The organism is Mycobacterium sp. PTI7, assembly GCF_056679845.1.
The window spans coordinates 404,998-427,744 of sequence record NZ_CM155252.1; the positions used below are offsets into that span (position 1 = coordinate 404,998).

Annotated in this window: 24 protein-coding genes; 14 read left to right on the forward strand and 10 right to left on the reverse strand. The window is 69.9% G+C overall.

The features are described 5' to 3' along the window. Positions 1-17 precede the first annotated feature (17 nt). The 3 genes from AC1MEY_RS01930 to AC1MEY_RS01940 form a co-directional block, all read right to left on the reverse strand. Positions 18-1,658, reverse strand: a complete 1,641-nt coding sequence (locus AC1MEY_RS01930; RefSeq protein WP_480229067.1) for an acyl-CoA synthetase — start codon at positions 1,656-1,658, stop codon at positions 18-20. Positions 1,659-1,672: 14 nt separating this feature from the next. Then, the gene (locus AC1MEY_RS01935; protein ID WP_480229068.1) at positions 1,673-3,196 is read right to left on the reverse strand and encodes an acetyl-CoA acetyltransferase; all 1,524 of its coding nucleotides are present in this window, start codon (positions 3,194-3,196) and stop codon (positions 1,673-1,675) included. 72 nt (positions 3,197-3,268) lie between these two features. Further along, on the reverse strand, positions 3,269-3,826 hold the full coding sequence (locus AC1MEY_RS01940; RefSeq protein WP_480231258.1) for a TetR/AcrR family transcriptional regulator: 558 nt from the start codon (positions 3,824-3,826) through the stop codon (positions 3,269-3,271). A 174-nt stretch (positions 3,827-4,000) separates the two neighbouring features. On the opposite strand from AC1MEY_RS01940, the gene AC1MEY_RS01945 reads away from it, so the two are divergent. Genes AC1MEY_RS01945 through AC1MEY_RS01960 form a run of 4 tightly spaced genes read left to right on the forward strand, consistent with a single transcriptional unit; the run spans position 4,001 to position 7,356 of the window. Beyond that, positions 4,001-4,768, forward strand: a complete 768-nt coding sequence (locus AC1MEY_RS01945) for a MerR family transcriptional regulator (RefSeq protein ID WP_480229069.1) — start codon at positions 4,001-4,003, stop codon at positions 4,766-4,768. Positions 4,769-4,773: 5 nt separating this feature from the next. Further along, positions 4,774-5,622 (forward strand): NAD(P)-dependent oxidoreductase, encoded by an 849-nt coding sequence (locus tag AC1MEY_RS01950; RefSeq protein WP_480229070.1) that lies wholly within the window; start codon positions 4,774-4,776, stop codon positions 5,620-5,622. Between the two features lie 28 nt (positions 5,623-5,650). Further along, positions 5,651-6,700 (forward strand): dihydroxyacetone kinase subunit DhaK, encoded by a 1,050-nt coding sequence (locus AC1MEY_RS01955; protein ID WP_480229071.1) that lies wholly within the window; start codon positions 5,651-5,653, stop codon positions 6,698-6,700. Next, the gene (locus tag AC1MEY_RS01960; RefSeq protein ID WP_480229072.1) at positions 6,697-7,356 is read left to right on the forward strand and encodes a DAK2 domain-containing protein; all 660 of its coding nucleotides are present in this window, start codon (positions 6,697-6,699) and stop codon (positions 7,354-7,356) included. Before AC1MEY_RS01955 ends, AC1MEY_RS01960 begins: the two co-directional genes overlap by 4 nt. 25 nt (positions 7,357-7,381) lie before the next feature. Here AC1MEY_RS01960 and AC1MEY_RS01965 read toward each other — a convergent pair whose 3' ends face one another. Together AC1MEY_RS01965 and AC1MEY_RS01970 are read right to left on the reverse strand one after the other, a co-directional pair. Continuing rightward, entirely contained in the window at positions 7,382-8,353 is a 972-nt protein-coding gene (locus tag AC1MEY_RS01965) for a hypothetical protein (RefSeq protein ID WP_480229073.1), read from the reverse strand. 44 nt (positions 8,354-8,397) lie between these two features. Continuing rightward, on the reverse strand, positions 8,398-9,111 hold the full coding sequence (locus tag AC1MEY_RS01970; protein ID WP_480229074.1) for an SDR family NAD(P)-dependent oxidoreductase: 714 nt from the start codon (positions 9,109-9,111) through the stop codon (positions 8,398-8,400). 97 nt (positions 9,112-9,208) lie between these two features. Here AC1MEY_RS01970 and AC1MEY_RS01975 point away from each other — a divergent pair, with 97 nt between their 5' ends. Together AC1MEY_RS01975 and AC1MEY_RS01980 are read left to right on the forward strand one after the other, a co-directional pair. After that, entirely contained in the window at positions 9,209-9,811 is a 603-nt protein-coding gene (locus AC1MEY_RS01975) for a TetR/AcrR family transcriptional regulator (protein WP_480229075.1), read from the forward strand. A gap of 52 nt (positions 9,812-9,863) precedes the next feature. After that, positions 9,864-10,358 carry a VOC family protein gene (locus AC1MEY_RS01980; protein WP_480229076.1) on the forward strand — a complete coding sequence of 165 codons (495 nt, stop codon included), beginning with the start codon at positions 9,864-9,866 and terminating at the stop codon, positions 10,356-10,358. 9 nt (positions 10,359-10,367) lie between these two features. Here the strand turns inward: AC1MEY_RS01980 and AC1MEY_RS01985 are convergent, their stop codons facing one another. Together AC1MEY_RS01985 and AC1MEY_RS01990 are read right to left on the reverse strand one after the other, a co-directional pair. Further along, complete coding sequence (locus AC1MEY_RS01985; protein WP_480229077.1) at positions 10,368-11,303, reverse strand: serine hydrolase; 936 nt, start codon at positions 11,301-11,303, stop codon at positions 10,368-10,370. 115 nt (positions 11,304-11,418) lie between these two features. Continuing rightward, positions 11,419-12,549 carry a GGDEF domain-containing protein gene (locus AC1MEY_RS01990; RefSeq protein WP_480229078.1) on the reverse strand — a complete coding sequence of 377 codons (1,131 nt, stop codon included), beginning with the start codon at positions 12,547-12,549 and terminating at the stop codon, positions 11,419-11,421. 374 nt (positions 12,550-12,923) lie between these two features. Here AC1MEY_RS01990 and AC1MEY_RS01995 point away from each other — a divergent pair, with 374 nt between their 5' ends. Both AC1MEY_RS01995 and AC1MEY_RS02000 read left to right on the forward strand, forming a co-directional pair. Then, positions 12,924-13,634: a hypothetical protein gene (locus AC1MEY_RS01995; protein WP_480229079.1), complete on the forward strand. Its 711-nt coding sequence runs from the start codon at positions 12,924-12,926 to the stop codon at positions 13,632-13,634. Continuing rightward, positions 13,631-14,005, forward strand: a complete 375-nt coding sequence (locus AC1MEY_RS02000) for a hypothetical protein (protein ID WP_480229080.1) — start codon at positions 13,631-13,633, stop codon at positions 14,003-14,005. The genes AC1MEY_RS01995 and AC1MEY_RS02000 overlap by 4 nt, the downstream gene beginning before the upstream one ends. Before the next feature lie 13 nt (positions 14,006-14,018). Here the strand turns inward: AC1MEY_RS02000 and AC1MEY_RS02005 are convergent, their stop codons facing one another. Continuing rightward, a complete protein-coding gene (locus AC1MEY_RS02005; protein ID WP_480229081.1) occupies positions 14,019-15,254 on the reverse strand; it encodes an alpha/beta hydrolase fold domain-containing protein in 1,236 nt (411 codons plus the stop codon). A gap of 121 nt (positions 15,255-15,375) precedes the next feature. Between AC1MEY_RS02005 and AC1MEY_RS02010 the strand changes: the two genes are divergently transcribed. The 3 genes from AC1MEY_RS02010 (at position 15,376) to AC1MEY_RS02020 (ending at position 17,026) form a co-directional block, all read left to right on the forward strand. Next, positions 15,376-15,600 (forward strand): hypothetical protein, encoded by a 225-nt coding sequence (locus tag AC1MEY_RS02010; RefSeq protein ID WP_480229082.1) that lies wholly within the window; start codon positions 15,376-15,378, stop codon positions 15,598-15,600. 203 nt (positions 15,601-15,803) lie between these two features. Continuing rightward, positions 15,804-16,091, forward strand: coding sequence for a cupin domain-containing protein (locus tag AC1MEY_RS02015; protein ID WP_480229083.1), 288 nt, complete (start codon positions 15,804-15,806; stop codon positions 16,089-16,091). 140 nt (positions 16,092-16,231) lie between these two features. After that, complete coding sequence (locus AC1MEY_RS02020; RefSeq protein ID WP_480229084.1) at positions 16,232-17,026, forward strand: phosphodiesterase; 795 nt, start codon at positions 16,232-16,234, stop codon at positions 17,024-17,026. Positions 17,027-17,083: 57 nt separating this feature from the next. Here AC1MEY_RS02020 and AC1MEY_RS02025 read toward each other — a convergent pair whose 3' ends face one another. Further along, positions 17,084-18,346, reverse strand: coding sequence for an amidase family protein (locus tag AC1MEY_RS02025; protein ID WP_480229085.1), 1,263 nt, complete (start codon positions 18,344-18,346; stop codon positions 17,084-17,086). A gap of 118 nt (positions 18,347-18,464) precedes the next feature. Between AC1MEY_RS02025 and AC1MEY_RS02030 the strand changes: the two genes are divergently transcribed. From AC1MEY_RS02030 to AC1MEY_RS02040, 3 genes are read left to right on the forward strand one after another with little or no spacing between them, the layout of a single operon-like run. Further along, on the forward strand, positions 18,465-19,079 hold the full coding sequence (locus AC1MEY_RS02030; protein WP_480229086.1) for a DUF1989 domain-containing protein: 615 nt from the start codon (positions 18,465-18,467) through the stop codon (positions 19,077-19,079). Positions 19,080-19,100: 21 nt separating this feature from the next. Then, the gene (locus AC1MEY_RS02035; protein ID WP_480229087.1) at positions 19,101-20,222 is read left to right on the forward strand and encodes an oxidoreductase; all 1,122 of its coding nucleotides are present in this window, start codon (positions 19,101-19,103) and stop codon (positions 20,220-20,222) included. Then, a complete protein-coding gene (locus AC1MEY_RS02040) occupies positions 20,219-21,106 on the forward strand; it encodes a polysaccharide deacetylase family protein (protein ID WP_480229088.1) in 888 nt (295 codons plus the stop codon). Before AC1MEY_RS02035 ends, AC1MEY_RS02040 begins: the two co-directional genes overlap by 4 nt. Before the next feature lie 3 nt (positions 21,107-21,109). Here the strand turns inward: AC1MEY_RS02040 and AC1MEY_RS02045 are convergent, their stop codons facing one another. Further along, the gene (locus AC1MEY_RS02045) at positions 21,110-22,663 is read right to left on the reverse strand and encodes a PucR family transcriptional regulator (RefSeq protein ID WP_480229089.1); all 1,554 of its coding nucleotides are present in this window, start codon (positions 22,661-22,663) and stop codon (positions 21,110-21,112) included. Positions 22,664-22,747: the final 84 nt, after the last annotated feature.

Genomic DNA, 22,747 nt, shown 5'->3' on the forward strand with positions numbered 1-22,747 from the left:
GGGGTCGCGGCACGCGCTCAGCCTGAGTCGGTACCCCGGACGTCGGACATGTCGGCCAGTTCGCGACGGACCACCTTGCCGGTCGGGTTGCGAGGCAGGGCGGCGACGAAGACGACGTCCCTGGGCACCTTGAACCGGGCCAGATTGTCGCGGACGTGTGCCTTGACGTCGGCTGCGCTCAGCTCCTCCGACGCAACCACGTACGCCCGCAGGCGCTTTCCGAACTCGGGGTCGTCGACGCCGACCACCGCGGCCTCGACGATCCCCGCGTGTTCGGACAGGAGGTTCTCCACCTCGAGGGGATAGACGTTCTCCCCGCCGGAAACGATCATGTCGTCGTCGCGGCCGTCGACGAACCACAGTCCGTTCTCGTCGACGTGGCCGACGTCGCCACTCGAGAGCATGCCGTCGATGATCTCCTTGTGGCGGCCGTCGGTGTAGCCGCCGAAGCTCAGGGTGCTGCGCGCGAAGATGCGGCCGATCACGTGCGGGCGGTCGATGATCGCGCCGCGGTCGTCGACCAGCGCGACGCGGCACCCGACCGGCGGACGCCCGACCGTTCCCGGCGCCGTGGCGAGGTCCTGCGGTGTGGCGACGAGTGCCACGGCCACCTCGGTGGAGCCGTAGAGGTTGTAGAGGACGTCGCCGAAGTGGGCGGCTGCCCGGGCGCACAGCTCGGTGGGTAGGGCCGAGCCCGCGGAGAAGACGATGCGCAGGCTGGAGGTGTCGTACCGGTCGAGCACGTCGGGCCCGAGGTCCATGATCCGTCGCAGCATGGTCGGTACGAGCACCAGCGTGTGGGCCCGATGCCGCTCGACGGACGCCAGCGTGGCCTCGGCGTCGAACTTGCGGTGCAGGACGACCGTCCCACCCAGCGCCAGCCCGAGGATGAACTGCGACAGACCCGTCCCGTGGAAGATCGGCGCCACCATCACCATCGTCTGGTTGCGCGACAGCGGTATTCGATCGAGAAACGCCGCCGACTGCAGTAGCGAGACGCGGTCGCGGGGCGCGCCCTTCGGCGTCCCGGTGGTGCCGCTGGTCAACAGCACCAGGCCGCCGGGACGGTCGGGGCGCGGGAGTGGCTCGCCGGAGTGCTCGGCGATCAGGTCGTCGACGCCCGGTGCGCCGGCGGATCCGGCGGCGTCGGTGAGGATCCGGTCGATCTCCGGCGGCAGTCCGGCCAGCAGATCGCCGAACTCGGCGTCGTGCAGCACCACTCGGACACCCTCGCGCGCGGCGACGTCGGCGAACTGCGGGGTGGCGAAGCCGGTGTTCATCAGGACGAGGCGTGCGCCCACCTTCGCTGCGGCGACGATGGCGAGCACGAGTCCGCGATGGTCGCGGGCGAGGACCGCCACCACGCTGCCCGGGCCGACGTTGCGGGCCGCGAGTCCCCGCGCGAGTGAGGTGGAACGTCGGTCGAGGTCTCCGTACGACAGCGCGCCACGGTCGTCGACGATCGCGGTTGTGAGCGGATGCAGCGCCGCCCCGTGGGCGATGGCGCCGGCGACCGGACCCAGTGTCGAGACCGCTCGACCTGCCGCGAGTGCCCGGTCGAGCCGCAGCGGGCTGAACAGTCCGCGGGCGCGCAGGACGTCGACACCGCGCACCGTCTCGGCGAGCGAGCGGACGTGCGCGATGACGGTGGACGGCATCGAGATCATCGGCGTCACAGGCCCATCGAGTCGTCGCTCAGCGACACGGTGAGCTGACCGCCGCGATCGGTGAGGTGCACGGTGGTGCCGACCAGCGAGCGGGTGCCCTCGGCCGTGTGTGCGATCAAGGCGGCGGCGCCCTCGGAATCGGTGTGTCCGGCCACGCGGCGACCGTCCGGCGTCTCGGCCACGATCAGGCCGACGCCGGGCAGCCCGCCCCGGTCGTACTCGACCGTGGCGGTGACGATCCCCGCATCGCCGTCGTAGTCGTGCACCAGCGGCGGGGCGTCCGACGGGATCACCACGGGGACGGGGTCGCCGATGTACCCGTCGCGGTGCGCCCGTCGAGCCAGTAAGACGACGTGCTGATGGGTGAGGTAGCCACCGTTGGCGTGCACCAGCGCGACGTCGTCGGGAGCGCCGTCGCGCAGCAGACGGGTCACCTCGGCGATCGCATGGAGGGTGTAGCTGTTGAGCGGCCCCCCGAAGAACGAGTGACCGCCGAGCACGCTCGGCACCGTCTCCGGCGGGAGGTCCAGCGCGCGCACCAGCAGCTTGGGCACGACCGGAAAACAGCTGTAGGAGTCGACGATCGACAGGTCGGCGCCGCTGATCCCGGCCCGGTCGAGCGTCCGATCGATTGCGGATCGGAGGGCGGGGGAGGCGCCGAAGTCCGCGCGGGCAACCACGTCGACGGTGTCCGAGGCGCCGGCCCCACCCCACAGGTAGACGATGCGATCGTCGGGTACGCCGAACTCGATCGCCGAGTTCAGTGAGCACAGCACCACGGCGGCAGCCTGGTCGACGAACGGCATCGCGTTCATCGACAGCGGGTAGGTGTCGCTGACGAGCCGGTTGCGGGGGCCGACGGTGGCGATGTCGTCGGCCGTGCGTGCGGTGGGTGACCACGACACCGGATGTCTCGCAGCGACTTCGGAGAACGTCGAGTACATCCGTGCCGACTGGTCGAGCGACTCGGCGGGGGTCTGGCCGAGGTCGTGTGCCAGGCGGTTCTCGAACAGGGGGTAGACGCGGGTGGGGGTGAGAATGCCCGTGCGTTGCATGTCGGTGCTGCCGAGATCGTCTCCCGAGAAGGTCGGTGGGCCGCCGGGCGCGGCGACCCAGCCCAGCTCCGCGGGGTCGGTGCCGGCCTTGGTCAGCGCCTTCACCGATGCCTGCGCCTCACCGCCGACCAGCAGTGCCACCGTCGAGTTACCGTCGGCGATCTCGGAGCCGATGTCGTCGATCAGCGCGGTCGGCCAGTGCCCGCCGATCGTGCTGGTCGCGGTTCGCGGCGACGGCGCTCCGATCTGCTTCCCGATGAGGGCCGGGAGGTCGTCGTAGGCCCAACTCGCGGTCTTCACCGCGTAGATGGTGTCGACGCGTCGGCCGATGTCCGCGACGCCGGTGTCGGCGAGGGCCTGCGCGGTGGCGTCGGAGATGAGGTCGAGGGGCTCGCGTGGTGTCTCGGGGGCGCCGGCCCGGCCCCACCGCACGTCGGCCACGCCGATGATCACCGGGACGGTACGAGGGTCCATGGGTTCGACAGTAATACAGACAAAATATGTCTGTAAATGAGGACCGCGCTGACGTGCCCTAGTCCTCAGCCGTCAGTCGCCCGAAAGCGCCCGCAGGACGGCGTCCACGACCGTCGTCGAGTGCGTCACCCGATCGGGCACCGGCGAGCCGTCGTGCGCCTGGGCGAACAGCGCATGGGAGAGGACCGCGCCGGTCACCAACTCCAGCAGCAGGGTCGTCGAGGTCGACTGCGGGAGTTCTCCTCGCGCGACGGCACGGCGAACGATCTGACGGGTGGTGACCAGCCGACTCTGGTTGAGCGTGTCGGTGAGGTGGGCGAGGAGGTCGGGATTGACCATCGCGTCGAGGGTGACGCGCAGCGACACCAGTCCGGCCAGTTCGGTGTAGCCGCGGGCCAGTTCATTGGAGAGTTCGATCAGGTCGGTGCGCACCGAGCCGGTGTCGATCGGCGTCGACAGCGGCGTCCGCTCCTCGAGCGCGGCGACGAGGAGCGCCTCCTTGGTGTCCCACCGTCGGTACAGGGCTGCCCGGCCCACCTTGGCCCGCCGGGCGACGGCGTCGAAGGTGAACCCCCGCCAGCTGGTCTCCCAGTAGACCTCGAGAACGGCGTCGAAGACACGGGCCTCCATGTCGGCGTCGCGGGGTCTGCCCGGACCGCGCCGCTGCTCTGATGACACCGGGGCATTCTCGCAGCCTCCCCGCCGCTACGACCGATCTCGGCGCCCGGACGCGTGGGGGCGGGTTGACTTGACCCTCACGCAACGTGAGGCATCAGTCTGATCGACGTGATGGAGGAGCGGCAGATGGACGAACTGACGGTGGGCGAGGTCGCCGAGCGGTTCGGCATCACGGTCCGCACGCTCCACCACTACGACGCAATCGGGTTGCTGACCCCGTGCCGGCGTTCGGCCTCGGGGTACCGGGTCTACACGTCGGCGGACCTGACGCGGCTGTCGCAGGTCATCGTGTACCGCCGCCTCCAGCTGTCTCTCGACGAGATCGCACGCCTCCTGGACGAGGGCGACGAGGTCAGCCACCTGATTCGCCAGCGCGAACGCGTCGTGTCCCGGCTCGACGAGATGAAGGACCTCGTCGAGGCAATCGATCAGGCATTGGAGAGAGCGATGACGAACACCCCCATGACCGACGACGACATGCGAGAACTCTTCGGCGAGAGCTTCGACGACTACCAGGCCGAGGCCGCGCAGAAGTGGGGCGAGACCGCGGAGTGGAAGGAATCGCAGCGGCGCGCGAAGACCTACGGCAAGGAGGACTGGATCCGGATCAAGGCCGAGGGAGAAGCCGTCGAGAAGGCGCTGTCCGACGCCTTCCGCACCGGTCTCCCCGCCGACTCCGACGAGGCCACGAACGCGGCGGAGCACCATCGGCTCCACGTGAACCGGTGGTTCTACGACTGCCCGCCGGAGTTCCACCGCACCCTCGGCGACATGTACGTCAGCGACCCCAGGTACGTCGCCACCTACGACGACACCTTCGGGCTCCCGGGACTGGCGGCCTACTGCCGCGACGCCATCCACGCGAACGCGGACCGGCACGGCCGGGCAGAATGACGACCATGCACGTAACGGTTCTGGGCACGGGCGCCATGGGCGCGGGGATGGCGCGATCACTGCTGCGGGAGGGGATCGAGGTCACCGCCTGGAACCGCACGGCCGAGCGGTCCGAGCCGCTGGCCGACGACGGTGCGTTCGTCGCCCTCGACCCGACCGCGGCGGTGGCCGACGCCGATGTGGTCGTCGCGATGCTGTTCGACACGGCGGCCACGCTCGACGTCATGGCGACGGTGCTGCCTGCCATGAAGGAGGGCGCCGTCTTCGTGCAGTGCGCCACCGTGGGACTCGACGGTGCCGCTCGGACCGCGTCGCTCGCCGAGGAGCACGGCGTCGCGTTCCTCGACTGCCCGGTGCTGGGCACCAAGGCGCCCGCCGAGCAGGGCAAGCTGGTGATGCTCGCATCGGGTGACCCCGCGCTGCGCGACCGCGTGCAGCCGGCGTTCGACGCGATGGGGTCCAAGACGATCTGGGTGGGTACCGAACTCGGTCTCGGATCGAAGCTCAAACTGGTGTGCAACGCATGGATCGGCGCGCTCGCCGCAGCCATCGGCCAGTCGTTCGCGCTGGCGAAAGGCCTTGGCGTGGACCAGCAGTTGATGCTCGACGCGTTCGATGGATCCGCAGCCGGTTCCCCGTACCTGCAGGCGAAGGGCACGGCGATCATCGAGTCGTCGTACGCACCGCAGTTCAGCGTCGACGGTGTCCGCAAGGACACGGGACTGATCAGGGACGCGATCGCCTCGTCGGGACTGTCGACGGTCCTGGTCGACGGCGTTCTCGCCGCCTTCGACGCAGCCAGCGAGGCCGGCCACGGCGACGAGGACATGGCCGCGGTCTACTTCGGCTACTGATCGCCGCGACGAGAGGAGGATCGGGACCATGTCACCCGCACCCGAGGCGCCGACGGGCCACTTCCATCCCGACGACGGCGACCCGGTACCGGTGGCGCTGGCCGGTTTCGCCCGCGCCAACCGGCATTTCGTCGAACTGCACGAGTCGCCCGCCTTCTTCACCGCGCGGCACCGCAACCCGCGGCGCGTCGTCGGACTGGTCTCCGGTGGCGGTTCGGGACACGAGCCGTTGCACGCCGGGTTCCTCGGCGAGGGGATGCTCGACGCGGTGGCGCCCGGCAAGGTCTTCGCCTCGCCGCACAACCGGCAGGTCCTGGAGGCCAGTAGGCACGCCGCGGGGAGCGGTGGCGTCGTGCACGTCGTCAAGAACTACACCGGTGACCGGATCAACTTCGGCATCGCCGCGGAACGCCTCCGGCTCGACGGGGTCGAGGTGCGGCGCGTCCTCGTCGACGACGACCTGGCCACCGAGAGCGCCGACACCGCGACGGGCCGGCGCGGGACTGCGGCGACGGTCGTCGTGGAGAAGATGCTCGGCGCCGCGGCCGACGGCGGTGCGGGCATCGACGAACTGACGGAACTCGGCACCCGCGTCGCCGCGGCCAGCAGGAGCATCGCGGTCGCATCCCGGGCACAGACCACGGCACACGGCGGGACGCCCGCATTCGAGATCGAGCCCCACGAGGTGGAGTACGGCGTCGGGATCCACGGTGAGCGCGCACCGTCCACGGTGCACCGGCCGACCACGCCGGAGTTGGTGCGCCGCATGACCGATCAAGTTCTCGACGCGTTGCCGCCCGGCGAGGACGTGATCCTTCTCGTGAACGGACTCGGCGCCGTCACGCTGCTGGAACTCAACGTGATCTTCGAATACGCGGCCCGGGGCGTCGAGGCCCGCGGCGGCCGGGTGGTGGGGGATCTGGTGGGCACCTACGTTCCCGCGCTCGACATGCGCGGGTTCTCGGTCACGATGACACGCACCGACGGGGAACTCCTGTCGCTCTGGGACGCACCGGCGTTCACGCCGTCGTTCCCGAACCGATCGGTCGGCGCGACGGCAGAGGGAGATCGGCGATGAACGGCACTGGCACCGGCACCTCCGACGTCGAACGCGACGTCGTCACCGGGTTCGCCGACGCGGTCGGGGCGGCCTACGACTGCCTCACGCGGTTCGACCAGCACAGCGGCGACGGCGACTTCGGCGACAACCTTCGGGGCGGTGTCGCCATCGCGGTACGGCGACTCGAGGGTGCGTCGGAGTCCCCGCTGTCCGTCCTCGGCGAGGTGTTCCTCGACGACGTCGGCGGCACCTCGGGTCCGCTGCTCGGTCTGCTGTTCACCGAGGTCGCCGTGGCGGTCGCGGACGGTCCCGAGTCGGCTGAGGCGTGGTCCGACGGACTCGGCGCCGGTCTGTCCGCCATCGTACGGGTGGGGGAGGCGGCCATCGGCGACCGGACGATGGTCGACGCACTGTCACCCGCAGTCGAATCACTCTCTGCCACAGGCGACTTCATCGCCGCGGCCGATGCTGCGGCGGAGGGCTCGCGTGCGACCGCGTCCATGCGGGCGCGGATGGGCCGGGCCAGTTACCTCGGCGAGCGGGCCAAGGGTGAACCGGACCCCGGCGCGGCAGGCGTCGCCCTGTTCCTGTGGGTGGTGGCCAGTGTGATCACGCGGGCATCGGTCACCCCGCCGCTGGACTGCGGACTTGAGGTTCTCGGGCTGGGTCGCTGACTGACGTCAAGGCGTCGCCGAGCGGTCAGGGACTGGTCGTGCGCGCCAGGACCACGTTGTCCTTCACCAGGTTCGAGGTCCAGATGAATTGCGCTCCGGCACCGACGAACTGCCCACGGAAGTTCTGATACGCGGGATAGGACACCCCCACCTGGGCCTCGCCGAAGAGCTTCGCGGTGGGCCAGTCCGAGTCGTCGAATGCGGCAGCGGCCCAGTCGGTGGGGACCGGATAGTGCACGGCGAAGCAGCGATCGGTGCATCCCGACGGGCCCGCGGCAGAGCTGTCGTGCACGTTCCCACGTTCGACGACGTCCGCCGGATCCGACAGCGGTGCGATCGAGAACGTCTGCGCGCGCCAGCTGTCGTCGGTGACGGTGCCGTCGCTGAAGCTCGCGACGAAACCCGCATCCCCCGCATGCCACGGATCCGGGCCCAGCCGCTCGGTCCCCAGCCCCGCGTTCTCCTCCCAATCGACCAGCTTCACGGCATAACTGATTGGTCGCTTGGCGCGGAAGCGGACCACGGTGGAGTTGAAGGGCGTGTACGGGACCGGGTCGACGCCGACCAGCGTGCCGTTGACGAAAAGCTCGAAGTAGTTGTCGCCGAACAGGTATCCGGTGATCACGTCACCGTCCGTGTCGATTTCCGTGATCGGCAAGGCGGCCACGTCGACGTCCGACGGGCCGGCCGGCCGGACGCCAGTGCACTCGTTGTAGAGGTCGTCGAGACGGGGCCCGTCACTGAACCGCACGTCCGTGGGAGTGGTCCACGTCCGCCCGTCGCTGGAGGTGATCCGGCCCACCGGGGCGTCCCGTGCATCCGGTACCGCCGGACAGTCGAACACGGTGGGCTCGAGGACGTCGGCGAATCCCTGCGTGACCGACCGTTCCGTCCGCTGGCGATCCAGGCCCAGACCGTCGGTCGAGCACCCGCCGAGTGTCATCGCCACCACCACGCCGATGCGCAGCGAGCGACCGGGGCTACGCGGTGTGGGCACGCCACCAGTGTGCCCGCGAGCGCCGGCCGCCCGTTCTCACGTACTCACCAACCGAAGGCGCGGGGAGGCCCGGAGAGGCCCGCCTTCGCGGTGACGGCCATGTCGTCCAGGATCTCGAGGTCGCCGGCTTCGAGCCCGTCGAGGGCCAGGCGCACCACGTCCGCGGGGTCTTGGACGGCACCGTCGGGAAGCGTGGCGCCGTTGCGCTCGGCGTACTCGAGCAGCGTCTCGGTCCCCACCAGTCCTGGCACCAACGCAGCCACGAGCGTTCCCTGGTCGGCCAATTCGACGCGCACCCCGTTGGTCAGGCCCCATTCGGCGGACTTCGCGGCGGCGTAGGCGCTGTTGCCGGCGACGGTGTTCCACGCCGCGACCGACAGGACGTTCAGGATCGCGCCGCCGCCGTTGCGGGCGAGGATGGGGGCGAAGGCCCGGATCATCGCGAGGGTGCCGTAGTAGTTGGAGTCCATCACCGCCCGGATCGCGTCCATGTCACCGGTGACGAGGTTGCCTCCCGCGGTGAACGCGGCGTTGTTGATCAGGACGTCGACGTCGCCGGCGGACCGCGCCACCTCGTCGACCGACGCTTGGTCGGTGATGTCGAGGCGCAGGACCTTCGCCCCGGGCACGTCGACGAGTTCGGGCCGCCGCGCCGTGGCATAGACCGTCGCCCCGCGTTCGATCAGTTGCGTCGCGAAGTGGTGGCCCATACCGCGATTGGTGCCGGTGACGAGCGCCGTCGAGCCGTCGAGTTCCATTCGTCCTCCAGTGCGTGGCCTCAAAGTGACCGTGCGGTCACGTTCGATCTCCAGCGTGGCACGACGTGACCGATCGGTCAACTTGGTAGGCTGAGGCGTGTCGTCTTCCCAGCAGCCCCGTCGGGCGGACGCGACGCGCAACTACGAGTCACTCCTCGCCGCGGCCGAGGAGGAGTTCGCCGAACGCGGTCACTCCGCCTCCATCGCCGACATCGCGCGCCGGGCGGGCGTTGCGAAGGCGACGGTGTTCCGCCACTTCGCCACCAAGGAAGACTTGATCGCGTCGATCGTCGTCGGCCACATCGCCGCGCTCGCCGCGGCAGCGCGCGACCTGGTCGATGCCGTGGACCCCGGGGCGGCTCTCCTGGAGTTCCTGACCGTGGCCGCCGACCAACGTCGGCGGCACGACCTGACGTTCCTGCAGTCGGTGACCGGGGACGACACGCGGGTGGCCGACGTCCGCGACGAACTGTGGCGGCACCTCGCGGTGCTCGTCCGAAAAGCCCAGGAGGACGGGGCCATTCGGCCAGACGTCACCGAGGCCGACGTCTATCTGCTGATGTGCGCGCCGATCCATGCGGTCGAGAGCCTGCCGGATCCGCCACCGGATCTGTGGCGCCGGTATCTCGGCCTGATCTTCGACGGGCTACGGCCCGACGGCGCGAATCCGCTGCCACAGCCTGCGCCCAGCTTGTCCTGACCGGATCCGGCACTCGCACCATCTCCAGCACCGAATCTGTCAGACTCCAGCCATGATCCAGGGCTTCTCGCACATCGGCATCGGTGTGACCGATCTCGACCGCTCGATCCGCTTCTACACCGACGTGTTCGGGTTCGCGCAGCTGTACCAGCTCGACTTCGACAACGACGAGGTCGCCGCGACCATGGAGCAGAAGGGACGTTTCCGCTCCGCGATGCTCATCCGCGACGACATCCGGATCGAGCTGCTGCAGTGGGTCGACGTCCCGATCACCGGGTCGGGGGAGCGCAAGCCGATGACCGAACTCGGGTTCACTCATCTGTCGTTCCGAGTCGAGGACGTCGATGGCCTCACCGACGCGATCCTCGCCGCGGGTGGGACGTTCCTGGAGTCGACGCGCACCGTGCTCGGCGACGTCGACGACCCGGCGTCGGGCCGGTTCGTCTACCTGACCGATCCCGACGGCACCCGCATCGAACTCATGCAGAACGTGCCGGACCTCTCGGGCATCAGCGCCGCCGACATCGCGGCGTCCGCGGGCGGCTAGCGGCCGGACTCAGATCTTGCCGCCCGGGAACATCGTCTTGACGGCCTCCGTCATGTTGGCGCGGGCGGCTGCCGCGCCGGTGGGGTCGAGCGAACCGATCGCCATCACGTAGCGGCGCTCCGGTCCGATGGCGCCGGTGGTGACGTGCAACTGGTTGCCGCCGTTCCAGCAGCAGAACCAGCCCTGCTTGACCGCCACCTGCTCGGCGTACAGGCCTTCGGGGATGCCGAACCGCTGCGGGTAGCCGTCGTTGCCGTTGGGCGTGGACTGCGCGAGGTTGCCGATGATGACGTTGGCCTGTGCGGGAGGCAGTCCGCCGGTGCCGTCCAGCAGCATGTCGTAGTAGCGGACGAGATCGCTTGCGGTGCTGGTGGTCACGTCCCAGTGTCCGTTCGAGGGCGCCGTCGTACCGGCCAGGCCGTACCGCGCCTTGACCCGCGCGATGATGGCGTTGCCCCCGCTGCGGTCCCAGAAGTTCTGTGCTGCACTGTCATCGGAGGACCGCAGCATGGCGTCGAGCGACTTGCGGTCGGCCGGCGACAGCGTCGTCTTGCCCTCCGACTCCTGCAGCAGCAGATCGTCGGCGATGAACAGCTTCACCACCGAGGCGATGGGAAACGGCTTGTTCGAACCATTGGTGACGAGCTGGCCGGTGTCGCGATCCATGACCGCGATCTCGAGGTCGTCACCGGACGCGGCGGCGTCGGCGGTGGCCTGACGGACGCGGGCGTCGAGTCCCTCGAACGGCGCCGGTTGCTCCGCGGGCGGGGCCTGCGGCACCGGCACCGGCGGAGGTGGGGCCTGCGGGGCGACGACGGGTGCCTGCGGGACGGTCTCGGCCGGCGGCGCGCCCCACACCTGCGCCTCACACCCGTTGACGAGCAGCGCCGCCGCGCACGCGATCGCCATCGTCCTCATCGCCCGTCTCGGCAGTCGCTGACGCATTGGTCTCCTCGAAAGAACCTGGGAAGTGGGGTCGACGCTGAACCACCGGATTACCCCAGCCTAATCGGCTCAACCGCGCGGTATGCACCGTCACCGTCTCGCCGACCCGTCGGCGTCAGGCTCGAGGTGTGGCCGAACCGTCGTTGACGCATACCCGGTTGCGGCCCTGGTGCTTGGCCTGGAACATCGCGAGGTCGGCGCGACGGAGCCCTTCGGCCAGCACGTCCCGGGCGTCGGAGCGCTGGATCTCGGACGCCGGTATCGACGACACCCCGATGCTGACGGTGATGGGCACGGGGTCGTCGGTGTCGTGCAGTGCCGCGAGCACCGTCCTGGCGACGTCCTCGGCGGCATCGACATCTGCTTCCAACACCAACGCGAACTCCTCGCCGCCGATGCGGGCGATGATCGCGCGATTGCCGAGCAGTCCTCGCAACCGGGACGCCACGAGTTCGAGGACGTCGTCGCCCGCGTGGTGCCCGTACCGGTCGTTGACGGACTTGAAGCCGTCGACGTCGAGGATGACGAAGCCCACGGCATGTGATCGGTCACCCAGCGACCTGACCGCCCACGTGTCGAGCCCCCGCCGGTTGAGCGACCCCGTCAACGGATCATGCGTGGCGTTGGTGAACTGGGCGTCCAGGGCCCGCTGCACACCACTGGTGAAGCCCTTCAGGATCACCAGCGCACAGTTGGCGCTGAGCAGCGACACCATCCAGCGTGCTGCCACGGCCGCCGCATCGTGACCGCCCGACAACCACGTCAGCCACGCCATCACCGTGATGAAGACGCTGGTGTAGACCACGTGCGCGGTGACCATTCGCCGAGGTGCGAAGTAGCCGGCGTAGACGCCGACGACCGCGAACAACGCGGTCCCGTACAGCGCGCCCTCGCGATCGGACAACGTCAGCAGGACGGCGCTGAGCCCGACGTCGGCGTAGCCGACGAACGCGATGGTCATGAGGCGACCGTGCCGCGTCAGTTGCCGGCGCCAACTCAGGTTGAGCCGCGTGGTCGCGAGGAAGACGGCCACCGGAATCGTGGTGGCGCAGACCGTGGTGACGGCGATGCGCTGCCACCCGGGCGGCGGACCGGCCGTCGACAGCGTGGCCACCAGCCCGATGGCGCCGAAGCTCAGCACCAGAGCCGCGGTCGTGAGGCGGATCGTGCGCTCCGGAACCGCCACCAGCGTCATGGGATCTATGCGCTTGGTGTGGTGCGGCCAGTGTGGCGATCTCTTCGTCACGCGCCTCCCCGATCACCTGTCATCGCGCTCCACTCCGGAACGGTTCAGCGGTGGCGGTTACCTCAGGCACCCAACGGCGCTCCGGGACATGGCTGAAACCTAGCCGGTGGAGCGCGGTTGGGCAAAGGCAGGGGAGTCGGTGGCCTCCGGCTTCCGGGGCCGTTCACGATTGCTGGTCGTGGTCGTGTGCTGGGACTACGGCTCGACTCGCCGCCGGTGCGAGCGTGGTCGATGGCGGTGTTCAGCTACCGGGTGTGTTCGGTGCCGGAGTGGGCGGTGCTCTTTCGTCCACCCCGCCGTGCCCCGCCTCGGCGCGTCAGGGCCGGATCGGACGCCGGGCGAGAGAAGATGCTCCTGTGACTGCTGATGCAAATGTGACTGGGCCGACCGCGACGGCCGACGAGTCCGCCGAGCCCGTGACCACCGAGCGGCCCCCGACCCGGTCGCGGCCCACGGCCCCCGTCACGCGCAAGCAGGTCGACGACTTCGGACGGATGACCGGCCGGTGGCTGGTCAGCGCGATCGCGGCCATCGCGACGGCCGTGGCATCCGTCGCCCGCGTCGGCGCACGGTCCGCCGCCCGTACGTGGCGCGCGATCGAGGCGGTGCCCGCCGACGTCCGACTGCTGTCCGTGCTCGCGCTGTCCGCCCTCCTCGGCGTCGCGGGCGCGATCGCGCTGGCCGGGACCACCGCGCTCGTCTGCACCGTCGTCGTCATCCCGGTGTGCTGCATCGCGCTCGGCGCGGTCGGCCACCGCAGGTTCGGCGCGCCCGCCGGGACGGCGGCACCGACCCAGGGCACCGTCGCACCCGGTGCCGGAGTCGCCGAACTCGAGCGGTCGGTCACCTACGTCGACAAGAAGCTGACGCTGGCGCTGAACTCGTTGGGCTCCGAACGGCACCAGCAGGCCGTCATCGCGCTCTTCCAGGCGAAGACGGCCGTCGAACTCGCACTCGGCACCGAGCTGGACGGCGACGACCATGACGACGCGCCCGTCCACGTCGACGCCTACCGGCTTCGGCCGCGGATCCAGGCGGGCCCGAGAGCGGTGTCCTCGGACGTCGATTCGGTGGCCGCATCGTGACTCCGCAGGCGGTCGCCGGGCAGGTCGCGCTCGTCGAGGACGACTACACCCTCGTCATCAACCGTGGAGCCGAGGCCGGGGTCGTCGCGGGCATGGTCTTCGCCGTGCAATCAGGCGACGGTGACGTGATCACCGACCCCGAATCCGGCAGGCAGCTGGGCCGGCTCAGCCGCGAGAAGCTTCGGGTACGGGTCTTCGACGTACAGCCACTGTTCGCCCGCGCGCACACCTTCGTCGACACCGCCGACTTCCACGGGCTGCTCGACCTCCCGTTCTTCGAGCAGCGAGACGGGGACGTCGTCACCGTCGACGTCGGGGACGACGTCGTCCTCGTCGTCGAGCAGCACGGCGCACGGCGCGCCGCTCGCTAGTCGGCGGGGTCGATCACGCGAGCGCCGCGTCGGAGGTCCGGTTCAGCAGCGCGCCATAGATGGCGGGACGGATCGCGATGGCGTCCGGCAGGAACCCGAAGATGGGCCAGTCGTGGACGAGGCCATTGCGGAAGTCGAACGAGAAGTTGGTCAGGCCCTGCGACAGGGCGATCTCCCGCAGCCGCAACGAATCCGGCGTCAGCAGGTCGAGTGATCCGGAGAAGACCGCGGTCGGCGGCAGGCCCGCGAACGATCCGTTGATCGGGCTGACCAGCGGGTCGCTTGGGTCCAGGTCACCCGCCCAATCCCTGCCGTTGCCCTGCAGGCTCGGCACGTCGAGGAGCGGATCGTCCGGATCGATCGACGCGCTTCGGGGGTCGCTCGTCGTCACGTCGAGCCAGGGCGCGAGCAGGACCATGCGCGCCGGTACGGGCGAACCGCGCCGGACCAGCGTCTGCACCGCGGCCACCGCGAGTCCGGCGCCTGCCGAATCGCCGAGCACGCTGACGTTCTCGGCGCCGTACCGAGTGATGGTGTCCGCGAGGAAGTCGGCGGTCTGAGGGACGACGGCACCTGCCGTCCCGCCCTCGGAGATGAGCGGATAAAGCGGCACGAGCACCGTCGCACCTGTGTCGCGCGCGAGATCGGTGTACGTGGACCAGTGGAACAGTGATGCCTGGGCGGTGTAGGCGCCGCCGTGCAGCGCGACGACGTACTGCCCGGTCGGCCGTTGCGGAGCGAGCGTCCATACCGGCATCCCGTCGTACTCGTCCCGCCGGACGTCGAGCCCGCCGGTGAGGAAGAACGGCGGCACCCCGTCGGTGAAGATGGGGATTTTCAGGCTGGTGAAGGCGAGCAATCCGCCGAACGGCTTGAGCACGACGTCGACGATCCGAAGCCCGAGTTCGACGACGCGGGCGACCACCGTCGGTTCGCCGACGTAGAGGCTCTGATCGGCGGCGGGCAGTGCCGTGACGGTGGTGAGCGATCCCGCCGGCGTGGCTGCGGGTGCCGATTCGTCGACGCCGCGTCGGGTCGACGCCGCCAGCGTCCACACCGCCGACGTGGCGAGTGGCGCGTCGGGGGTGGTGTCCCTCGGCGTCTCCGGGACGTCGGCGATGGACTGCGTGATGGTGTGGACCGTGACCGGCGAGCTGCTCGGCGGGGTCGTGTTCGACTCGGGGTCAACGGGTTTCGGCGCCGGTTCCACCGTGGGCTCGTCGACGTCCACCACATCCACGACGTCCACGGGTGTCGGTTCGGCAGCCTCTGCGTCCGGTTGGACGGTGCCCGCGTCGTCGTCCTTCGTGCTCGATTCGCGCTCGTCGGAGCTCTCTGACGTGTCGGCCTCCGAGTCGGAGGCGCGCCGCGTGCCCCCCGCTCGCGTCGGCGTGGCCCCGACCGTGGTCGCGCTGTCGACCTTGGTGACCTTGGTGGGCGACTCGGGCGCCGACGAGTCGGTACCGGACGACGCGGACGTCTCGCCGGTCGCCGACGAGGACGTATTGGAATCGGATCGGGATGACGCGCCGTCGGACGACGACGATCCGCCATCGGACGCGGACGACGGTTCGGCGGCCGCCACGGGACACTGACCGCCCACGACCACGGCAGCGCCGACGCCTGCGGCGAGCGTCAGTCCACGTAGCCACCGCTGGGATGATGATCGAGTCGACACGTTCGACAAGATAGTCGATCGGCTACCCAGCCGTGGCGGTTCGGGATCTGTTGTTGTTGACCCAGCACGGTGGCACACATCGACGACCGACGGGGCCGTCGACGACGGGAGGACCGAGGCATGACCACAGCTCGCGCGCAGGTCGAGATCGACGACACGGACGTTCGCGTCACCACCTGGTCCTTCGAGCGGGCCGGCGACGCCACCGGCCCGCACGTGCACGAGTACGACTACGTCGTCGTCCCGGTGACCGGGGGAACCTTCACGGTGACCGACGCCGACGGGTCGTCACGGGAGATGACCCAGCGCGCCGGGTCGCCGTACCGTGGCAGCGCGGGAACCCGTCACGACGTCGCGAGTTCCTCGGCCACCACGGCGGTCTTCGTCGAGGTGGAGTTGAAGTCCTGAGGGCGCAGAGCCTTTCGCACGGCCCAGGCTTTCGATGAACACCGATACGCGTGCCTTTACGCATGGGCGTGCAATTCGTCGCCAGTGGCGCTGATCGGCATCGTGTGGCGCGCTGACGACGGTCGTGTGAGGGTTGCCCGATGCTGATCGCGCAACTGTCGGACCTGCACGTCCGCCCGCCCGGAGTGCTGTATCAGGGCGTGGTGGACTCGAACCAAGGCCTGGAGGACGCGATCGATCACGTGCACGCGATGGACCGCAGGCCGGACCTCGTCTTGATCAGCGGAGACCTCGTCGACGAAGGTCTGCCGGAGGAGTATGAACATCTTCGGGACATGTTGTCGCGGTTGAGCATTCCGCTCCTGGTGATCCCCGGCAACCATGACGACCGGGAGAACCTCAGGACCGCGTTCGCCGATCACCGGTACCTCCCGCGACGCGGGCCGCTGCACTACTGCGTGGACGACCATCCGGTGCGCATCATCGGACTGGACTCCACGGTTCCGGGCAGCCACCACGGACACATCGATGCAGACGGGCTGGCCTGGCTCGCCGACACGTTGGCGTCGAACAGGGTCAAGCCCACGCTGCTCGTGCTCCACCACCCGCCGTTCACGAGCGGCATCGACGTCATGGACCAGTACCGGTACGTCGAGGGCGCCCAGCTGCGTGCCGTCGTCGAGCGCGCGACCAACGTCGAGATCGTCCTGTGCGGGCACGTGCACCGGTCGATGGTGACCCGATGGGCTAACACCGTCGTCTGCTCCTGTCCCAGCACCGCGACGGCGATCGACCTGCGGCTAGTCGCATCCGCCCCGCCTTCCAGCCACGCCGCACCGCGGGGTTGCATGCTGCACCTGTGGGACGAGCGGCACGGTCTGGTGAGTCACACCAGCCAGATCGGCACCTTCGACGGCCCCTACCCGTTCGTCTGAGGGCGCATGCGTGATCTCGAATGCGTAGATCGGCCAACGCGATTCGCGAGTTCCCGCTTACGTGGTGAGCCGCTCGGTCACCGCGGCGAACGCCAGCACCGCCTCGTCGTCGCCCTCCGGCGCCGACACCAGCATCCCGCCGCCTCCCGGCATCGGAAGTGAGACCCCGCAGGCGCCCAGGTAACTCAACACCATCGTGGTACGCAGCGTGCTGGCGTTGATCGCGTCATAGGCCGCGTCACTCCGAAGGTCGTCGATGCGTGGTGGCTCGTGACGAACAGTCGGGCACAGCAGTACGGCCCCGGCCAACTCGGCGGCGAAGTGCTCCCGCAGCGCGCCCATGGCGGTGCGCACCGGAGCGACGGCCCGTGGCGCGTCGGCGTTGCTCGCCAGACGCCGGACGGTCGCGGGCTCGACGTCCGAACCCAGCGGCAGCGCGCCGTAAGCCGCGTACGCCTCGGCGCCGACGATGGTGCCGTGGACGTCCATCAGGTGTTGCGCGCGCTCCATCGCATCGATGCGTCGGACGCCGATCTCGACGCCCTCGACGCGGAGCGCGTCGACGGCGGCCTCGAACGATGCCCGTATCCCAGGGGTGCAGTCCTCGAGCCATTCGCCCGACGGAACGACGGCTCGACGAACGGCCGGGACTGCCGCACCGCCGGATTCGGCCAGTAGCCGGTCCAGCAACCGTACGTCCTCCACCGACCGCGCGAGCAGGCCGACGCTGTCGAGGGTCGGCGACAGCGCACGGAAGTCGTTGCGCCCGTATCGGTGATGGCTGGCGCGATACCCCACGCAGCCACTGAACGCGGCGGGCACGCGCACCGATCCGGAGGTGTCGGTCCCGAGTGCGAAGGACGCGATGCCGGTCGCGACGGCGACGGCCGATCCCGACGAGGAGCCGCCCGGCACCCGGGCAGGATCGACGGGGTTGACCGGCGTGCCGAAGTGCCGGTTGAGTCCGAGCCCCGAGAACGCGAACTCGCTGAGGTTCGTCTTGCCTACGGTCACCATGCCGAGCGCAGCGCACCGTCGCACCAACGTGTCGTCGGCCCGGGCGGGTGGACGGTCGGCGAGCGAGGCCGAGCCGCACGTGGTGACCGTGTCCGAGACGTCGAACAGGTCCTTCCACGCGACCGTAACGCCGTCGAGCGGACCGAACAGTGAATCGTCACGCCGTCGGCGGTCACTGTGGTCGGCTTCCCGCCGGGCCCGCTCGTCGGTGACGGTGATCATCGTCGCCCGCGCCGCGGTGTCCGCGGTGCGGGCGAGGGCACGTTCGCACGCATCGCGGGCCGTGCCGTCGAGCGCCTTCATCGCACCGAGGCTATTCACCTGGACCCGTGCGGGCCATGGAGGATCGCACATCCCGACGCCGTGACCACTGAGCGAAACGACATGATCAGTCGACGCGGCCGCGGCGTTGACTGTGGACATGGAGTTGACGCACGACACCACGACCACGGTGATCCCCGCAGGCCGAGGCCTGGCACTTCGCGTCCCCGCGGGTCACCGATTCCGGTTGGTGGACCTCGAGGGCGGCCAGGTCGGCGACCTGTTCGCGTTCGCGGCGACCGACCCCGACGAGTACCTGTCCGCCGCGCACACCCGAACCTCGGTGGAGAGACTGTTCCCGCACATCGGGGAGCCCTTCCTGACCAACCGACGGCGGCCGATCCTCACCCTGGCCGCCGACACATCACCGGGCGCGCACGACATGCTCATCGCCGCCTGCGACCCCGCCCGCTACGACGCGCTCGGGGCGGCCGGCCACGCCTCGTGCGCGGACAACCTGCGAATCGCCCTGGCGCGAATGGGCATGGCCGCGCAGGTCGTCCCGCAACCGGTCAACGTCTTCATGAACATCCCGGTCAGCGATGACGGCCGGTTGAGTTGGCTCCCCGCGCCGAGCCGACCCGGCGACGCAGTGACCTTCTCCGCAGACATGGACTGCGTGGTCGCCGTCTCGGCCTGCCCGATGGACCTCAACCCCATCAACGGCGACCGACCCACCTCCCTCGCCGTCGAACTCCTCGCACCCCGTACCTAGCAACCCCACCAGGAGAACACCATGCAGTACGCACACCCCGCCCTGAGTCCCCACCGCATCGGCGCCCTGGCGCTGCGAAACCGGTTGGCCGTCGCCCCGATGACCCGTGTCTCGGCGACGCCGGACGGCATGGCGACCGCCGAGATGGCCGACTACTACGCCGAATTCGCGCGCGGTGGATTCGGCATGATCATCACCGAGGGCATCTACACCGACACCACGCACAGTCAGGGCTACCCGAACCAGCCCGGCCTGGCGACCGAGGCGCACGTCGAGGCGTGGCGCGCCGTCACCGATGCCGTGCACGCCCACGGCGTGCCGCTCATCGCCCAGCTGATGCACGCCGGCGCGCTGTCCCAGGGCAACTCCTACGGCGTCGGAACCATCGCACCGTCGGCAATACCACCGCTCGGACGGCCGCTCGGTGAATACGGCGGCCACGATCACTGGCCCACCCCACGGGCCATGGATGACGACGACATCCGCAGCGTCACCGCCGGTTTCGCCGACGCCGCCGCACGGGCCGTCGCCGCGGGCTTCGACGGCGTGGAAGTCCACGCCGCCAACGGCTACCTGCTGGACCAGTTCCTCACCGTCTACACCAATCACCGCGTCGACGCCCACGGCGGTGACGTGGCCGACCGCATCCGGCTGACGGCGGAGGTCGTCGCCGCCATCCGCGATCGCGTCGGCGCCGACGTGCCGATCGGGGTGCGGTCGTCGCAGACCAAGGTCAACGACTTCGCCTACCGCTGGCCGGGCGGCGCCGCCGACGCCGAGGTCGTCTTCGCCGCGCTCGCTCGAGCCGGCGTCGACTACCTGCACGTCGCCAGCGAGGGTCGCGACTTCATCGACACCGCGCGCCTGTCGGACGGCCGCACCATCACGGCGCTGGCCCGGGAGGTCGGCGGCGTACCGGTGATGGCCAACGGTGGGATGCACGACCCGCGGCAGGCGGCCGACGTCCTCGACGGCGGGCACGCCGACCTGCTGTCCGTCGCACGCGGCGCGCTCGCCAATCCGGACCTGCCCGAGCGGCTCGCCTCGGGTACCGAGCTGACCCCCTTCGACCACGCGATGATCCAGCCGATGGCCACCATCGCCAACACACGCTCGTGGTCGACCGCGCGCAGCGTCCGATGACATCCGAGAGCACGCCGGTGACCGCACCGTGGCACGGCGGCGCCGCCGCCGTCGCGACGTTGACCTTCGACGTGGACGCCGAGACGCCGATTCTCGCTGCGGGCGGCCGCTACGCGGATCACATGATGACGATGTCGCACCAGTCCTACGGCCCCGACGTGGGAGTGCCGCGCATCCTGGACATGCTCGACGACCTGGGTGTGCCCGCCACCTTCTTCATCCCCGGCTGGGTCGCCGAACACCGGGTCGGCCTGGCGGCGTCGATCGTCGACCGCGGGCACGAGGTGGCACACCACTCGTACGCGCATCGATCACCCGTCACGATGTCGGCGGCCGAGGAGCGCACCGACTTCGAACGGGCACTCGACGTCTTCGCCCATCAGCGCATCGAGATCCGCGGCCACCGCGCGGCGCTCTGGGGTGCGAGCTGGCAGACCCCGGACCTGATCGCCGAGTACGGGCTCGCCTACGACTCGTCGCTGATGGGCGACGACCGTCCCTACCGCATCACCACCGCCTCGGAGCCGGTGGTCGAGCTGCCGGTCCACTGGTCGCTCGACGACTGGGAGCAGTACGCCTATCTGCCCGAGCCGCACGTGGGTTCGGTGATCGAGTCGCCGGTCAAGGTGGCGGAGACGTGGCGGGCCGAACTCGACGGCATGCGCCGCTATCGATGTCTGTTCAACCTGTGCGTGCACCCGTTCCTGTCGGGCCGGCCGGGACGGCTCCTGGCGCTGCGGGGGCTGATCGAGTACGCGCTGGAGTCGGGCGACGTCACCTTCGAGCGGTGTCGCGACGTCGCCGACGCCGTGTGCGCCGACCCCGAGATCGCGCCCAGGACCCTCACCCCGCCCCCGGTGTCGGAGGAGGTGTACCCGCGGTGATCCTCAGCTCAGGGCGTCGGCCTCCAGCGCGAGAAAGAGGTCGACGCGGTCCTCGAGGCGATTGACGTCCCGGCCGGTGAGTTCGCCGATCTTGGCGACGCGGTTGCGCAACGTATTCACGTGGACGTAGAGCGCACCCGCCGTGGTCGACCACTGACCGTCGTTGCCGAGGAACGTCCGCAACGTGCGTTCGAGTTCCGTCCCGTGCTGCTCGTCGTGGCCGCGCAGCGGCCGCAGGACGTCATCGGCGAAGCGGCGCAACACCGTTCGGTCGTGCAAACCGAGCAGCATCCGGTGCGTTCCGACGTCGGCGGACGTACCCACCCGTGCACCGGCGCTGCGCCGTCGCAGCACCTGGCACACCTCCCGCGACCCGATCAGCGGCTCCCGCAGCGCCGCGAAGTCGGCTGCCAGGGAACCGATCCCGGCCACCGCTCGGTCGTCGGGGAAGCGGGTGGCCATGGTGGTCACGAGTTCCTCGGCGAGGGCCACGACCGCGGGGACGTCGCCACGCCACGGCAGGACGACGACGGTGTCCTGGCTGCCCGCCACGACCACTGCCGGGACGCCTCGACGAGTGAAGAAGTCCTCGACCTCGTCGGTCGATCCGGCGGGTCGTCGTGGACCGTCGCCGACGACGAGGGTGATCACAGCGAGCTGGGCGGCCGGATCGATGCCGAACGCCCGCAACCGGTCCTGGACCTCGCCGGCCCGGGCCGCGCCCGACAGGATCATCTCCAGTAGCTCGCTGGAGAACCGCGACTCGATCGCCTGCAGCGCCTGCTGTTTGGTGACCTCCAGACTGAGGAACCGCGCCGCCTGGTCGATCGCAGCCTGCTCCTCGGGGGTGAGGTCTTCCAGAGGTCGCAGGCAGAAGACCCCGGCGTCCACCTCGCCCATCGCCCCTTCGACCAGGAACACCGACGCCCGGCCACCGTCGGGCAGGTCGACTTCGAGCGGCGGTGGCCTGCGCGCGAGAGCCGTGGCCGCAGAGTGGTCGAAGTCGCCGGACGGGGGAGCGCCCGCCAACCGTCGACCCGTCCTGTCCACCACCACCAGCGGCAGGTCGTGGTCGCGGCGGAGCACGTCGAGCACGCCCTGGGCGCCTCCGCCTCGCGAGATCGCCGTCGCCAGCGCATTCCCGCGACGCACCAGGCCGGCGAGCGCCTCGTGGCGAGCGGCGCCCTGGATGCGGGACGCCGCCTCGGTGATCGCCGTGAAGGGCACGGCGATCGACACCGATGCCAGCGGGAGCCCTGCCGCGGTGCAGGCGTCGACGAGGTCGCCGGGAACGGTCGGCGTCGTGTCGGTGAGTCCGAACACGAGGCCGGAGGCGCGTGCGCGCTGCAACGCCGTCACGAACCCGGTGGCATCGGCGGCGTCGCGCCACAATCCGTTGGTGAGCACCAGTTCGGTGACGCGGATGTAGGGCGAGGGGTCGGGCAGTTCCGTGTTGTGCAGCCACAACACCTCCCGATCGGTGTCGCCCGGCGCGCCCGGCACCAGGAGGTCGAGTTCCAGCGTGGCGTCGTCGAGCAGGGCGCGAAGCGTGAGCACGTGTCTCATCATCCAGTCAACGACGGCGATGGTGGACGTTTCTCCATTCACCGAGTGGCTCCGCCGGTGTTTCGATCAGGATGC